Annotated in this window: 10 protein-coding genes and 2 tRNA genes; 6 read left to right on the top strand and 6 right to left on the bottom strand. The window is 72.8% G+C overall.

Translation table 11 applies throughout. The features are described from left to right. The first annotated feature begins 8 nt into the window (after positions 1–8). The 3 genes from ACGFZF_RS29665 to ACGFZF_RS29655 all read left to right on the top strand — a co-directional run bounded on the left by ACGFZF_RS29665 (position 9) and on the right by ACGFZF_RS29655 (position 3,648). Entirely contained in the window at positions 9–1,676 is a 1,668-nt protein-coding gene (locus ACGFZF_RS29665; protein ID WP_393559116.1) for an AMP-binding protein, read from the top strand. A gap of 71 nt (positions 1,677–1,747) precedes the next feature. Next, positions 1,748–3,055, top strand: coding sequence for a sensor histidine kinase (locus tag ACGFZF_RS29660; protein ID WP_393559114.1), 1,308 nt, complete (start codon positions 1,748–1,750; stop codon positions 3,053–3,055). Beyond that, a complete protein-coding gene (locus tag ACGFZF_RS29655) occupies positions 2,986–3,648 on the top strand; it encodes a response regulator transcription factor (RefSeq protein ID WP_356599106.1) in 663 nt (220 codons plus the stop codon). Before ACGFZF_RS29660 ends, ACGFZF_RS29655 begins: the two co-directional genes overlap by 70 nt. Before the next feature lie 71 nt (positions 3,649–3,719). Here ACGFZF_RS29655 and ACGFZF_RS29650 read toward each other — a convergent pair. Both ACGFZF_RS29650 and ACGFZF_RS29645 read right to left on the bottom strand, forming a co-directional pair. Continuing rightward, positions 3,720–3,793 (bottom strand) — tRNA-Lys (locus tag ACGFZF_RS29650). Positions 3,794–4,115: 322 nt separating this feature from the next. Continuing rightward, positions 4,116–4,874 carry an IclR family transcriptional regulator gene (locus tag ACGFZF_RS29645; RefSeq protein WP_393559111.1) on the bottom strand — a complete coding sequence of 253 codons (759 nt, stop codon included), beginning with the start codon at positions 4,872–4,874 and terminating at the stop codon, positions 4,116–4,118. 354 nt (positions 4,875–5,228) lie between these two features. Here ACGFZF_RS29645 and ACGFZF_RS29640 point away from each other — a divergent pair, with 354 nt between their 5' ends. Beyond that, positions 5,229–6,299: an LLM class flavin-dependent oxidoreductase gene (locus ACGFZF_RS29640; protein WP_393559109.1), complete on the top strand. Its 1,071-nt coding sequence runs from the start codon at positions 5,229–5,231 to the stop codon at positions 6,297–6,299. A 255-nt stretch (positions 6,300–6,554) separates the two neighbouring features. Beyond that, complete coding sequence (locus tag ACGFZF_RS29635; RefSeq protein WP_393559107.1) at positions 6,555–8,258, top strand: glycosyl hydrolase family 18 protein; 1,704 nt, start codon at positions 6,555–6,557, stop codon at positions 8,256–8,258. A 109-nt stretch (positions 8,259–8,367) separates the two neighbouring features. On the opposite strand, the gene ACGFZF_RS29630 is transcribed toward ACGFZF_RS29635, so the two are convergent. Beyond that, positions 8,368–10,374: a putative bifunctional diguanylate cyclase/phosphodiesterase gene (locus ACGFZF_RS29630; protein WP_393559105.1), complete on the bottom strand. Its 2,007-nt coding sequence runs from the start codon at positions 10,372–10,374 to the stop codon at positions 8,368–8,370. A 355-nt stretch (positions 10,375–10,729) separates the two neighbouring features. Here ACGFZF_RS29630 and ACGFZF_RS29625 point away from each other — a divergent pair, with 355 nt between their 5' ends. Then, positions 10,730–11,983, top strand: a complete 1,254-nt coding sequence (locus tag ACGFZF_RS29625) for a M6 family metalloprotease domain-containing protein (RefSeq protein ID WP_393559103.1) — start codon at positions 10,730–10,732, stop codon at positions 11,981–11,983. A 104-nt stretch (positions 11,984–12,087) separates the two neighbouring features. Here the strand turns inward: ACGFZF_RS29625 and ACGFZF_RS29620 are convergent. The 3 genes from ACGFZF_RS29620 to ACGFZF_RS29610 form a co-directional block, all read right to left on the bottom strand. Beyond that, a tRNA-Lys gene (locus tag ACGFZF_RS29620) sits at positions 12,088–12,161 on the bottom strand. After that, on the bottom strand, positions 12,152–12,826 hold the full coding sequence (locus ACGFZF_RS29615) for a hypothetical protein (protein ID WP_393559101.1): 675 nt from the start codon (positions 12,824–12,826) through the stop codon (positions 12,152–12,154). Before ACGFZF_RS29615 ends, ACGFZF_RS29620 begins: the two co-directional genes overlap by 10 nt. Before the next feature lie 306 nt (positions 12,827–13,132). Next, positions 13,133–13,489 (bottom strand): hypothetical protein, encoded by a 357-nt coding sequence (locus tag ACGFZF_RS29610; protein ID WP_393559099.1) that lies wholly within the window; start codon positions 13,487–13,489, stop codon positions 13,133–13,135. Positions 13,490–13,511: the final 22 nt, after the last annotated feature.

Raw genomic sequence — 13,511 nt, 5'->3', positions numbered from 1 at the left:
TCCGGCGCATGACCGTGGCGGAGCTCGTGCAGCGTCAGTGGGGCGATCACCGGATCGGGCTGAGGAGCCGGGCGTCGGTCCTCACCCACCACCAGGTCGCCGCCGGAGCCGCAGCGCGGGCCGCGCTGCTCGTCGAGCTGTTGCCCCGGGGTGCCGAGCCGCACCTCGGGGTACTCCTCGACAACACGCCGGAGTTCCCCCTGTGGCTGAGCGCGGCGGCCCTGGCCGGGGCCGCCGTCGCCGGCATCAACCCCACCCGGCGCGGAGCGGAACTGGCCCGCGACATCGTCCACACCGACTGCCGCGTCCTGGTCACCCAGCGGGCGTACCTTCCCCTGCTCGACGGGCTCGCCCTGCCGGGCGTGCGCATCCTGGTGACCGACACCGACGCCTACCGCGCCCTGCTGCTGCCGTACGAGGGCGCCGAGCCGGGCGAGGCCGTGGTCCGTCCCGTGCACCCCGGCAGCCGGATGCTCCTCTACTTCACCTCCGGCTCGACCGGCGCGCCGAAGGCCGCGATCTGCAGCCAGGGCAGGCTCGCCGCGGCCGGGCGCTCCCTCGTCTCCCACTTCGGGCTCGGCCCCGACGACGTCCACTACGTCTGCATGCCGATGTTCCACGGCAACGCGGTGATCGCCGACTGGGCGCCGGCGCTCGCGGCCGGCGCGGGCGTGGCGCTGCGGGACCGCTTCTCGGCCTCCGGCTTCCTGCCCGACGTCCGCGCGTTCGGAGCGACGTACTTCACCTACGTGGGGCGCGCGGTCCAGTACCTGCTGGCCACCCCGGCCGGTCCGGACGACCGCGGCCACCGGCTGCGGCTCGGGTTCGGCACCGAGGCCGGGGCGGTGGACGCGGCCCGCTTCGAGGCGCGGTTCGGCGTACGGCTGGTCGAGGGGTACGGCTCCTCCGAGGGCGGTGCGGCGATCCAGCGGACCCCGGACACGCCGGCCGGCGCGATCGGGCGGGCGGCGCCGGGGGACGACCTGGCGGTGGTCGACGCCGCCTCCGGCGAGGAGTGCGAGGAGGCACGCTTCTCCGCGTCGGGCGCCCTGCTCAACGCCGGCTCGGCGATCGGCGAACTCGTCAACCGGGGCCGGAACCCGTTCGAGGGCTACTGGCGCAATCCCGAGGCGGAGGCCGCCCGGCTGCGGGACGGCTGGTACTGGACGGGCGACCTCTTCTACCGCGACGCGGAAGGCTTCCTCTACTTCGCCGGACGCACGGACGACCGGCTCCGCGTCGACAGCGAGAACCTCGCGGCGGCGGTGATCGAGCAGATCCTCGCGCGCTGGGAGCGCGCGGCGGGCGTCGCGGTCTACGCGATACCCGACCCGGTGGCCGGCGACCAGGTCATGGCGGCGATCGCCCTGCGGCCGGGCGCCGCCTTCGCCCCCGAGGCGTTCGCCGCGTTCCTCGCCGCCCAGCCGGACCTGGGGACGAAGATGCCGCCCCGCTTCGTCCGCATCGTGCCGGAACTCCCGCTGACCGCCACGAACAAGATCCACCGCGTCGCCCTGCGCCGCGCCTCCTTCCTCTGCGAGGACCCCGTGTGGTGGCGCCCGGTCCCGGACGCCCCCTACGAACCGGTGACCCCGGCCGTCCTCGACACCCTGCGCGCGCGGTACGCCGCCCAGGGCCGCAGCCCGTCCGCGACCGTGCCCGCTCCCGAGGGGTAGGGCCAGGCATACCCCCGCACGCCCGCCAGACCCATGGCCCGGGCCGCCGGCCGCCGCCTACCGTGGGCGCCATGGAGCCCCGTACCCCCTGGCAGGCCCTCACCCGGCCCCGGTATCCCCGCACCGCCTGGCCCTGGCGGTCCGCCGCGTACCTCGCGAGCGGGGTGGCCACCGGCCTGCCCGCCCTCCTGGTGCTCCTCCTGCTCCTCCTCTTCTCCCTCCTCCTCGTCGGACTGCCCCTGCTCCTGCTCGCCGGGATCGCCCTCGGCGGCATCGAGCGGCGGCGGATCCGGCTCGTCGAGCACGAGCCCGCCGCCGATCCGCACCGGATTCCCGACGCCCCGGGGCTCGGCGCCTGGCTGCGCCTCCGGGTGCGCGAGCAGGCCACCTGGCGGGAACTCGCGTACGCCGTCCTGCACGCCACCGTCCTGTGGCCGCTCGACCTGATCGTCCTGGCCGTCGCCCTCGGCCTGCCCGTCCTGCTGATGTGCGCTCCCCTGCAGCTCGCGCTCGACGGCGAGGAGGCCAAGGTCGTCAAGGCGTACCTCGTCACCTCGTATCCGCAGGCCTTCGCCGCGGCCCTGCTCGGCGCGGTGCTGCTGGTCGCCCTGCTCTACCCGCTCGCCGCCCTGGCGGGTGCCCGCGCCGCGGTCAGCCGCGCACTGCTCGCCCCGCGCGAGACCGAACTGCGGGACCGGATCAGCGAGGTCACCGCCTCGCGCGCCCGGCTCGTCGCCGCCTTCGAGGCCGAGCGCCGGCGGATCGAGCGCGATCTGCACGACGGCGCGCAGCAGCGCCTCGTCGCCCTCACCATGACCCTCGGTCTGGCCCGGCTGGACGCGCCGCCGGGCCCGCTCGCCGACCAGCTCGGCAAGGCGCACGCGGAGGCCGGCCTGGTCCTCACCGAGCTGCGTGAGCTGATCCACGGCATCCATCCGCAGGTCCTGGCCGACTACGGCCTGGACGCCGCCCTCACCGACGCCGCCGACCGCTCCGCCGTCCCCGTCACCACCGACATCCCGCCCGGCCTGCCCCGGCTGCCGACCGCCGTCGAGAGCGCCGGCTACTTCGCCGTCTGCGAGGCCCTCGCCAACATCGGCAAGCACAGCGGCGCCACCCGCGCCGGGCTCTCCGTCCGGTACACCGCCGAACGGCTCCGGATCGAGGTGACCGACGACGGCTCGGGCGGCGCCGACCCCGCCGGCGGCAGCGGCCTCACCGGACTCGCCGACCGGCTCGCGGTCCTCGATGGCACACTGACGATCATCAGCCCGGCCGGCGGCCCCACCCTCCTGCGAGTGGAGATCCCTTGTCCCGCACCGACCGCTCCCTCCGCGTCGTCCTCGCCGAGGACAGCGTCCTCCTCCGTGAGGGCCTGATCGGTCTCCTGGCACGTTTCGGCCACGAGGTCGTCGCGGCCGTCGGCGACGCGGACGCGCTCGGCGAGGCGGTCGCCGCGCACCGGCCGGACATCGTCGTCACCGACGTCAGGATGCCGCCGGGTTTCCAGGACGAGGGGCTGCGCGCCGCCGTCGCCCTGCGCGCCGAACACCCCGCGCTGCCCGTCCTCGTCCTGAGCCAGTACGTGCAGCGGACCTACGCCGCCGACCTGCTGGACGCGGGCGACGGCACCGGCGTCGGCTATCTGCTCAAGGACCGCGTCGGCCAGGTCGAGGAGTTCCTCGACGCCCTGACCCGCGTCGCGGACGGCGGCACCGTCGTGGACCCCGAGGTCGTGCGGCAGCTGCTGCGCCGGCACCGCGATCCGCTGGAGGCGCTGACCCCTCGCGAGCGCGAGGTGCTCGCCCTGGTCGCGGAAGGGCACTCGAACGGGGAGATCGCCCGCCGCCTCGTCGTCACCGAGGCCGCCGTCGGCAAGCACATCGGCAACATCCTGGGGAAGCTGAACCTGCCGCCCGCCGAGGACACCCACCGGCGGGTCCTGGCGGTCCTCACCTACCTCCGCGCCTGAGGCACGGCCCGGGCACCCGATCCGGACGCACGAAGAAGCCCCCCGCTCGCGCGAGGGGCTTCCTCCGTCTGTGCGCCGCCAGGGACTCGAACCCCGGACCCGCTGATTAAGAGTCAGCTGCTCTAACCAACTGAGCTAGCGGCGCCTGCTGACAGAGAAAATACTACCTGGTCCGTGGAGGTGCTCCCGACCACGCCGATGCGGCACCCTTTCGGCCGTTTCGGGCGGGATCCCGGGCCCCGCCGACCGGGGGAGGGCCCCTCACGTCCGGATCCTGCCCGGGCGCTCCTTTGAGGACAGGCCCTAGGGCCTGTCCTCAAAGGAGCGCCTGGCTCGCGGCGCCCGGCACCGCGCCTCGCTGCGTTGTCGAAGCGTCCGAGTACGTCCAGTACGCGGACGCTCCTCCGCCTTGCGATGCACGGCACCGGACACCGCGAGCCCGACCGGCGCTCCTTTGAGGACAGGCCCTAGATCGCCAGCGAGAGGACCACCGGAGCCGCCCTGCGGTTCAGGGTGTCCGCCGCCGAGCGCAGCCGGTGGGCGTGCTCGATCGGCAGGGAGAGCGCGAGGCAGCCCACGGCCGCGCCCGCGGTCAGGGGCACCGCCGCGCAGACCGTGCCCACCGCGTACTCCTGGAGGTCCAGGACCGGAACCGTCGGCGGCTGGCTGTCGAGCTTGGAGAAGAGCACCTTCTCGTTCGTGATCGTCCGCGAGGTCAGCCGGGCGATGCGGTGCCGGGACAGGTGGTCGCGGCGGCCGTTCTGGTCGAGCTGGGTCAGCAGGCACTTGCCGACCGCGCTGGCGTGCGCCGCCGAGCGGAAGTCGACCCACTCGTTGACCTTGGGCGTGCGCGGGCCGTCGGCGAACTGGGTGATCTTCACCTCGCCGTCGATGTACCGGCTGATGTAGACCGCCGCGCCGACCGAGTCGCGCAGTTCGGTCAGCGTCTCCTGGAGCTTGCGCTCCAGTGCCTCGCGCCGGGTTATGCCGGAACCCAGCAGGACCAGCGAGTCGCCGATCACGTAGGCGCCGTCGCTGACCTGCTCGACGTACCCCTCGCGCCGCAGCATGAGCAGCAGGGAGGCCAGATGGGCGGTCGGCAGACCCGTCTCCCGCGCGATCTGGACGTCCGTCACCCCGCCGCCGTGCCGTGAGACCGTCTCCAGCACACGCAGGGCGTATTGCACCGAGTGGAACGGCGCGGTGGGCTCGGGCTTCAGCGCCACGGTTTCCCCCTACCAGGTTGTGACCGCAAGCTTCCGTACTTCCGTACCACGATAGCCGTCAAGCGCCGTTTCCGGGGCGGCTGTTGGCGAGAATAATGCGCAGCTCCACGGCCCTAAGCTGGGCCTCACCACCCTGGCATATGCCAGGGTCACACTTGTCGCACAGAGTGTCAGGTCAGGGCATCGCCCGGGTGGCCTCGGGCGGGCGTTCGAGGCCCGAAGCCGAGAAGATTTTTTTCGGAGAAACGGACTCGATCACCCCCGGAAGGCGCCCCGATCACCTCCGGGGAATAACCGGAGACACCCTCCTGTTGTGCTCGGGCGTACGTATGTCACTGCGCAGAAGGGCCCACGGTGAGCGACGCGATTCGAGGCACGGGACACGGGGAGTCGGCCGTTCCGCTGTCCGTACTGGACCTGGTGACGGTCGGCAGGGGGAGGACCGCGACGCAGGCGCTCGCCACCGGCGTGGAGCTGGCCAAGCTCGCCGAGCGGCGTGGCTACCACCGCCTCTGGACGGCCGAGCACCACTCCATGCCCGGTGTCGCCTCCTCCTCGCCGGCCGTGATCCTGGCCCACCTCGCCGCCCACACGAGCCGCATCCGGCTCGGATCCGGCGGCGTCATGCTGCCCAACCACGCCCCGCTGGTGATCGCCGAGCAGTTCGGCACCCTGGAGGCCCTCGCGCCGGGCCGGATCGACCTCGGGCTCGGCCGCGCCCCCGGGACGGACGGGGCGACGGCCGCCGCGCTGCGCCGGACCCGGACCCTGGACGAGGGCGCGGACGACTTCCCGCAGCAGCTGGCCGAGTTGACCCGCTTCCTGGACGACGACTTCCCCGACGGGCACCCGTACGCCCGGATCCACGCCGTACCGGGTCCGGTGCAGGGGCCGAAGGGCCGGCCCCCGGTCTGGCTGCTCGGCTCGTCCGGCTTCAGCGCGCGGCTGGCCGGAATGCTCGGTCTGCCGTTCGCGTTCGCCCATCACTTCTCGGCCCACAACACCATCCCGGCGCTCGACCTCTACCGCGACTCCTTCCGCCCCTCCGAGGTGCTCGACGCGCCGTACGCGCTGATCGGCGTCTCGGCGCTGGCCACCGACGACGCGCGGGAGGCCCGCCGCCAGGTCCGCACCGGGGCGCTGTCGATGCTCCAGCTGCGCACCGGCCGCCCCGGCCTGATCCCGACGCCCGAGGAGGCGGAGGCGTACGTCTTCAGCCCCGCCGAGCAGGACTTCGTGGACGGCTGGCTGGCGAACATCGTCCACGGCACGGCCGACGAGGTGCGCGCGGGTCTGGACGACCTGCGCAAGCGGACCGGCGCCGACGAGCTGATGATCACGGCCCACGCGCACGGCGGCGATGTGCGGCTGCGGAGCTACGAGTTGATCGCGGACGCCTACGGCCTGCCGGAGGACCTCGGGTAAAACCTGGGTTTCCGCGGGGTGTTGGTTCGGCCTCGAACGACCCGGCCGCGGAGTCCTAAGTGAACCTTAAACCGCTCGTCACATGTAGTGGCGAGCGGTTCCGCTTTGTGCTGCACCTCTCTGACAAGGGCTTTCACGCGCGAATTGGTCTAGTCCTCAATCTGGTTCAGACCATTGACGTGCTGTTCACGCGGGGGCTATCACTGCTCCAGTTCCTGTACGGCACCACCCCCAGTACTCCCTCGGAGGCCGCACGTGCACCCCCGCAGACGACCCCTCATCGCCGCGCTGGTGAGCTCCGCGCTCGCCGCCGGCGCGCTCGCCGTGACCGCCGGACTCGGCTCCGCCCAGGCGGCCGACGCCGCCGCCCCCTCGTCCGGGGGCGTGAAGATCGCGTACTACGACCAGTGGAGCGTGTACGGGAACGCCTTCTATCCCAAGCACCTCGACACCCGGGGCATCGCGGGCAAGCTCGACATCATCAACTACTCGTTCGGGAACATCCACCCGACCGACCTCACCTGTTTCGAGGCCAACAAGGCGGCCGGCGACGACGCCAACCCCAACGCCGGTGACGGCGCGGGCGACTCCTACGCCGACTACCAGCGCTCCTTCTCGGCCGCGGACAGCGTCGACGGTGTGGCCGACAAGTGGGACCAGCCGATCGTGGGCGTCTTCAACCAGTTCAAGGAACTGAAGGCGAAGCACCCCAACCTGAAGATCAACATCTCGCTGGGCGGCTGGACGTACTCCAAGTACTTCCACGACGCGGCGCTCACCGACGCGAGCCGCAAGAAGCTCGTCGCCTCGTGCGTCAAGCAGTACATCGCGGGCGACCTGCCGGTCGAGGGCGGCTACGGCGGTCCGGGCACGGCGGCCGGGATCTTCGACGGCATCGACATCGACTGGGAGTACCCGGGCTCGCCCGACGGTCACCTGGGCAACCACTACGGCCCCGAGGACAAGGCCAACTTCACCCTGCTGCTCGCGGAGTTCCGCAAGCAGCTGGACGAGTACGGCGCGGCGCACGGCGGCAAGAAGTACCTGCTGACGGCGGCGCTCCCGGCCGGCCAGGACAAGATCAAGAACATCGAGACGGACAAGATCGGCGCGTACCTCGACTACGCGAACATCATGACGTACGACATGCACGGCGCCTGGGACGGCGACGGGCCGACGTACCACCAGTCCCCGCTGTACTCCGGCGCCAACGACCCGACGGACGCCATCAAGCCGGGCACCGAGAAGTACTCGATCGACAACGCCATCGACTCCTGGATCGACGGCAAGCCGGCCTACGGCATCGCGGGCGGCTTCCCGGCGAACAAGCTGACGCTGGGCTACGAGTTCTACTACCGCGGCTGGAAGGGCGTCCCGGCCGGGTCCGCCAACGGCCTCGCGCAGCCCGCGACCGGCGCCTCCGCGGCCCGTCCGGTCAGCCAGCAGGCCGGCATCGCCCACTACAAGGAGCTCGGCGGCATCGTCGACAACGCGGCCACGACCTTCTGGGACGACCAGGCCAAGTCGGCGTACTTCTACAAGGACGGCGAGTTCTTCACCGGCCTCGACCAGCGGACCATCCAGGCCCGCGCCGACTACGGGCACCAGCGCGGTCTGGCGGGCGCGATGATGTACTCGCTGCTCGGCCTGGACGCCAACGCCACCCTCTTCAACCAGATCGTGACCGCGGTCGGCTCCTCCCCGACGAACCCGACCACGCCGCCCACCACGCCTCCGACGACCCCTCCGACGACGCCCCCGACCACCCCGCCCACGACCCCGCCGACGACGCCGCCGACCGGCTGCACGTCCCCGGCGTACGTGGCCGGCACGGTCTACACCGGCGGCGCGCTGGTCTCCCACAAGGGCCACACCTGGAAGGCCCAGTGGTGGACCCAGAACGAGGAGCCGGGTACGACCGGCGAGTGGGGCGTCTGGAAGGACCAGGGCGCCTGCTGACCACCGGCTGACACCCCCTCATGACCGCTGCCCCCGCCCGGATGTCCCTCCGGCCGGGGGCAGCATCCATGTGCCGCCCGGCCGCCCGGCCCGGGGCGGGCGGCCGGGTTCAGGCCGGCATGGGTGCGGCGCCGATCAGTGCCGCGATGCGGTCGGGGGTCACCGCCCGGGAGTACAGCCAGCCCTGGCCGGTGTCGCACCCGATGCGGCGCAGCCGGGTCGCCTGGCCCGAGGTCTCCACGCACTCGGCGGTCACCGTCAGCCCGAGCCGGTGCGCCAGCTGGACCAGCGCCTCCACGATGAGCTCGTCCGCGGGGTTGGGGTGCGCCTCGTCCTGGAAGCCGCGGACGAAGGAGCCGTCGAGCTTGAGGGCCGAGACCGGCAGCCGGCTCAGATAGGCCAGGTTCGAGTAGCCCGTCCCGAAGTCGTCGATCGCGATCTGCACGCCCATGTCGCTCAGCGCCTGGAGCGCCTGGAGCGGCCGGCCGGCCGAGCCCATCACCGCGGACTCGGTCAGCTCCAGCTGGAGCAGGTGCGGTGCCAGCCCTGTCTCCGCCAGGATGCCCGCCACGTCCGCCACCAGGTCGGAGTCCCAGACCTGGCGCACGGCCACGTTGACGCTCACGAAGAGCGGCCGCTCCCGGGGATGGTCCTGCTGCCACTGCCGGGCCTGGCGGCACGCGGTCCGCAGCACCCACCGGCCGAGCTCGACGATCGAGCCGTCCTCCTCGGCGATCCCGATGAACCGATTCGGCGGGAGCGGGCCGAACTGCGGGTGGTTCCACCGCACCAGCGCCTCCACACCGCGCACGGCCCCGTCCGACAGCCCCACCAGCGGCTGGTACTCGAGCGCGAACTCGTCGCGCTCCACGGCGGGGCGCAGGGTCGAGCTGAGCGCCTGGCGCGTCATCCGATGAGCGTTGCGCTCCGGGTCGAACAGGGTCCAGCGGGCCTTGCCGTCGGCCTTCGCCCAGTACAGCGTCGTGTCCGCGGCCTGCATCAGTCCCGTCGCCGTCGTCCCCGAGGCGGCCCGCTCCACCACGCCGATCGAGGCGGAGACCGAGAGGCGCTGACCCGCCAGGTCGAAGGGCCGCTGGAGCGCGGTCAGGACGGACTGCGCCAGGTCCGCGAGCTGCTCCGTGCCCGCCGAGTCCTCGACCAGGATCGCGAACTCGTCGCCGCCGAGGCGGGCCACCAGGTGTCCGCCGCTGCGGGTGTACCCGTCGCTGTCCGCGCACTCCGTCAGCCGGGAGGCCACGGCGGCGAGGAGCCGGTCGCCGACGCGGTGCCCCAGCGTGTCGTTGACGGCCTTGAAGCCGTCCAGGTCGAGGTAGCAGAGACCGATCCGCCCTGTTCTGCCATGCCCGTACGACTCGTAGGACTCGTACGACGAGTCGCGGTCCGTGGTCCCGCCCGGGCAGGGGACGGTCTTCGGCTCGCCGTCCTCCGTGGCCCCGTCGAGGGCGGCCGCCAGCCGTTCGAAGAACAGCGTCCGGTTGGGCAGCCGGGTCACCGGGTCGTGCATCTGGAGGTGTCGCAGGCGCGCCTGGAGTTCGCGCCGGTCGCTGATGTCGGCGATCGAGAGCAGGACGCGCGGACTCTCGGGTACGGGGGCGACGGTGACCTCGGCCCACAGGGAGCGCCCGTCGGGGTGCTTGAGCCGGCGGGTGCAGCTGAGGCGGGAGCGACGGCCGCGCAGCACCTCGTGGTACGCGTGCCAGGTGCGGGCGTCGGAGGCGAGGTCGACGAGATCGGCGGCGGCCTGTTCCCGGAGCGCTCCGGCCTCGGTGCCGAGGAGGGTGCCGAACGCGTCGTTGGCGGAGATCACGAGGCCGTCCTCGTCGACGACGGCCATCGCCAGCTGGGCGGCCCGGAAGGCGGCGCGGTAGTCGCGCGCCTCGGCCTCGGCGCGGCACCCGGCAGTGGCACGGAGTCCCGTATCGGAGGGATGTCCCGTCTCGACGGGGAGCCCGGCGCCCGTGCGGCCCTCGGCGGTCGGGAGCATGCCGGGGCCCGCATCTGTCGAGGGGTGAGGATGACGCTCCGTGATCAGAGGCGTGTGCTCCCGTGCGGGCGAGAGCTGGGCGTGCACCGGTCCTTCGGGGGTTCCGCTCACCGCTCGCTCCCGTAGTGCAGTCGGGGCCGTACAGATGTGGTTCGGGATGGTCGGCCTTGAAAGTGTGCCGATCATAGAGGCAGCCCGGGGGGCCGTTCCAGCTCCGTGGGGCCCTCCCGTCCGGCGCGGGCCGCGAGTCGCTCGGCCGAGCAGCCCCGGCCGATCGTTTCTGCGCGGCTCTGACACGGGACGACGTCGCCGTGACCGAATGTGACTTTCCGTGAGCCGGCGACGTGCCGTGTCGCGTCGACCCCGTGTCGCCCGCTCACCCGACTGGGGCAGCGGAAACGTGCGAAACGCGGCAAAACGGCACAGGGTGGGTGGGGTGTCCCCTATTCCGGAGCCGGAGGTCCACGTGAGGGGTCAGCAGACACCCGGGGGAGTGGAACGTCCGCGGCTGCGTGCCGTGTCGGCGGCGTTCACCTCCCTCGCCGCGCTCGCCGCGACCGGTCTCGTGGCGGGCCCTGCCGTGGGCGCCCCCTCGGCCGGGCCCTGCGCCCTGCCCCGCACCTCCGCCCATCACTCCCTGGGTCTGGACACCTGGAACGGCTCCTACCCCAAGCCCGTCGACTCCCTCGACGCCGTCATGATCTTCCTGTCCTTCCCGGACTCCACCCCGCTGACCACCACCGACGAGCTGGCGGCCGACTACTTCCCCGGCACCGACGACTTCTTCCGGCGCGCCTCCTACGGACGCTTCTCGCTGCTCCCGGACGTCCGCCGCGAGTGGACGCGGATGCCGCAGCCGTCCTCCGCGTACGACATAAGGCGTGACTGGGACGCGGGCCGGCGCACCACGTACCTGCGCGACGCGATCGCCGCGGCGGACGACCGGGTGGACTTCTCGCGGTACGACATCGTCTACCTGGTCGCCGACCCGGACGCGCCGGGAGTGGACTCCGACGCCACGAAGGTCGTCAACCTGGACCACCCGCTCGACGTCGACGGCGCGGAGATCAAACGGGTCGTCACCGTCTTCGAGCGGCACCCGCCGGACCGCAACGTGCTGGCCCACGAGACCGGGCACGTCTTCGACCTGCCGGACCTCTACCACCGGCCGGTGGACGGCAAGGGCGACTGGGACACCCACGTGGGCGACTGGGACGTCATGGGCAGCCAGTTCGGCCTGGCCCCCGACCTCTTCGGCTGGCACAAGTGGAAGCTGGGCTGGCTGGAGCGGAACCAGGTGACCTGCGTCCAGGGTCCCGACTCGCGGCTGCTCAGCCTGGAGCCGATCGCGGCGGCGCCGGTGGCCGGCGGCACGGTCGGCAACCGGCTCGCGGTCGTGCGGACCGGCTCGGGCAGCGTCCTGGCGATCGAGGCGCGCGGTGCGACGGGCAACGACCGGGACACCTGCACCGAGGGCGTGCTGATCTACCGGGTGCGGAACGAGGCGGCGTCCGGCGACGGTCCGATCGAGGTCGTGGACACCCATCCGCACACCGAGGCCTGCTGGGACCGCTCGGTCTATCCGCCGCTCGCGGACGCGCCGCTCGGCGTGGGCGAGACCTTCACCGTGCCGGAGGACGGGACGCGGGTGGAGGTCGCCGACCGGACCCGGGCGGGGGTCTGGACCGTGAAGGTGACGGTGGGCGAAGAGGGTTCCTGAGTACGTCCCCGGAGGCTCGCCCAGGCTCCCCCAGGAGCCGTGCCCGGTGCGGAGAGGACACGACAAGAAGGCCCCCCGCTCGCGCGAGGGGCCTTCTTCGTCTGTGCGCCGCCAGGGACTCGAACCCCGGACCCGCTGATTAAGAGTCAGCTGCTCTAACCAACTGAGCTAGCGGCGCCTGCTGACGTCGTAGACCTTAGCATCCTGATCGGCGCGAGGAAAAATCGATACCCGCACGTCGGCGGCGGAGGCGGCGCGGACCGCCCGGACGCAGGCCCAGAGCATGACCTCGGGTCCCGGGAGCCAGGGGCTGCGCGTGTCGGGGGCGACGACCCAGCGGGGGCCGGACGGGTCGAGCGGGGTGAGCGGCGGGATGGTGACCGCGTCCCCCACGCCGTGACAGAGAGGGCGCGGGACGGCCTCCCCCCACTCCTCCCAGTCGAGCAGGGACGGCAGTCGCTGGGCGGTCCCCGGGGCGGCGAAGAGGAGCATCCGGCCGCGGTGGACGGCGACGGGACCCGAGCCGGGGCCCTCCGACCAGAGGCGTTCGAGCATCCGGCGGCCGAAGACCGTGTCGACGTTCACGACGTCGAAGACGGTGCCGCAGGGCAGCACCGCGGGGGCGGTGGGCCGGGCCTCCCACTGGGTGAGCGCCGAGCGCGGGTACCCCGCGGCGGAGGCGAGCCAGCCCGCCCCGCAGGACGTGACGCGGGCGGTGTGGTGCCGTCCCTCGTCCCGGTCCCGCAGGAACCCGAAGACGTCGGACCGGTCGGTGCGGCGCTCGTCCGTGCCGCCGTGCGGGGACGGGCTCAGGGGGAATTCGTCTCGCAGCCATGCGGTCATGCATCCAGATGTACCCGGAGTGACCGCTCCGTTCCCGAGGGTTGAAGAATCCCGGACAGGGCGGGGGTGAGGGGAGTATCTTTCGCCCCGGCATATGCCCGCCGTCTTCGCCGCGGGCGTGCGCCGGACGCGCGCGCCGACGGCAGCGCACAGGCGCAGTGTGCCCGCGCGGAGGCGCGCCGCCGGGCGGGCAGGGCGCGCGCGGCGGCGACCAGGCCCTGCTGGAGGGACCGGCTGGACGGATCTGGTGGGTGACCCGGTGGACGGGCCTGCTGGACGGACCCGGTGGGTGACCCGACGGACGGCTCAGTCCTCCGCGGGCCGCCCGCCCGCCCGGATCAGGTCCCGGCCGAACTCGATCATCTTCCGGGCGTAGTCCTCGGTCCACTCGGCCCGGGCGGCGACGTCGGCGGGCGTCAGCCGGTCGAACCGGCGCGGGTCGGCGAGCTGCGCCGCCGCGATCGCCTGGAACTCCACGGCCCGGTCCGTCGCCGCGCGGAAGGCCAGGGTCAGCTCGGTCGCCCGGGACAGCAGCTCCCTCGGGTCCTCCATCGACTCCAGGTCGAAGAAGTGCTCCGGGTCGGCGGTCGCCTCGGCAGGCTCGAAGATCAGCGGTGCGGGCCGTAGCCTCCGCTGGCCGTTGCGCTCCGCGGATTCCGCCATCGTTCGTCTCCTCCTCGCACGC

Origin of the sequence: Streptomyces sp. NPDC048338 (genome assembly GCF_043201055.1) — a bacterium.
In the GTDB taxonomy this organism is placed as follows: domain Bacteria; phylum Actinomycetota; class Actinomycetes; order Streptomycetales; family Streptomycetaceae; genus Streptomyces.
The sequence above is the reverse complement of the archived record's forward strand: the minus strand, read 5'-3'. Positions and strand labels throughout refer to the sequence as shown.

What these genes read in the sequence shown, in the direction of transcription:
- ACGFZF_RS29665 (WP_393559116.1), top strand. Translation starts at nt 9, where the DNA reads ATGACCGTGGCGGAGCTCGTGCAGCGTCAGTGGGGCGATCACCGGATC.
- ACGFZF_RS29660 (WP_393559114.1), top strand. Translation starts at nt 1,748, where the DNA reads ATGGAGCCCCGTACCCCCTGGCAGGCCCTCACCCGGCCCCGGTATCCC.
- ACGFZF_RS29615 (WP_393559101.1), bottom strand. Translation starts at nt 12,826, where the DNA reads ATGACCGCATGGCTGCGAGACGAATTCCCCCTGAGCCCGTCCCCGCAC.
- ACGFZF_RS29610 (WP_393559099.1), bottom strand. Translation starts at nt 13,489, where the DNA reads ATGGCGGAATCCGCGGAGCGCAACGGCCAGCGGAGGCTACGGCCCGCA.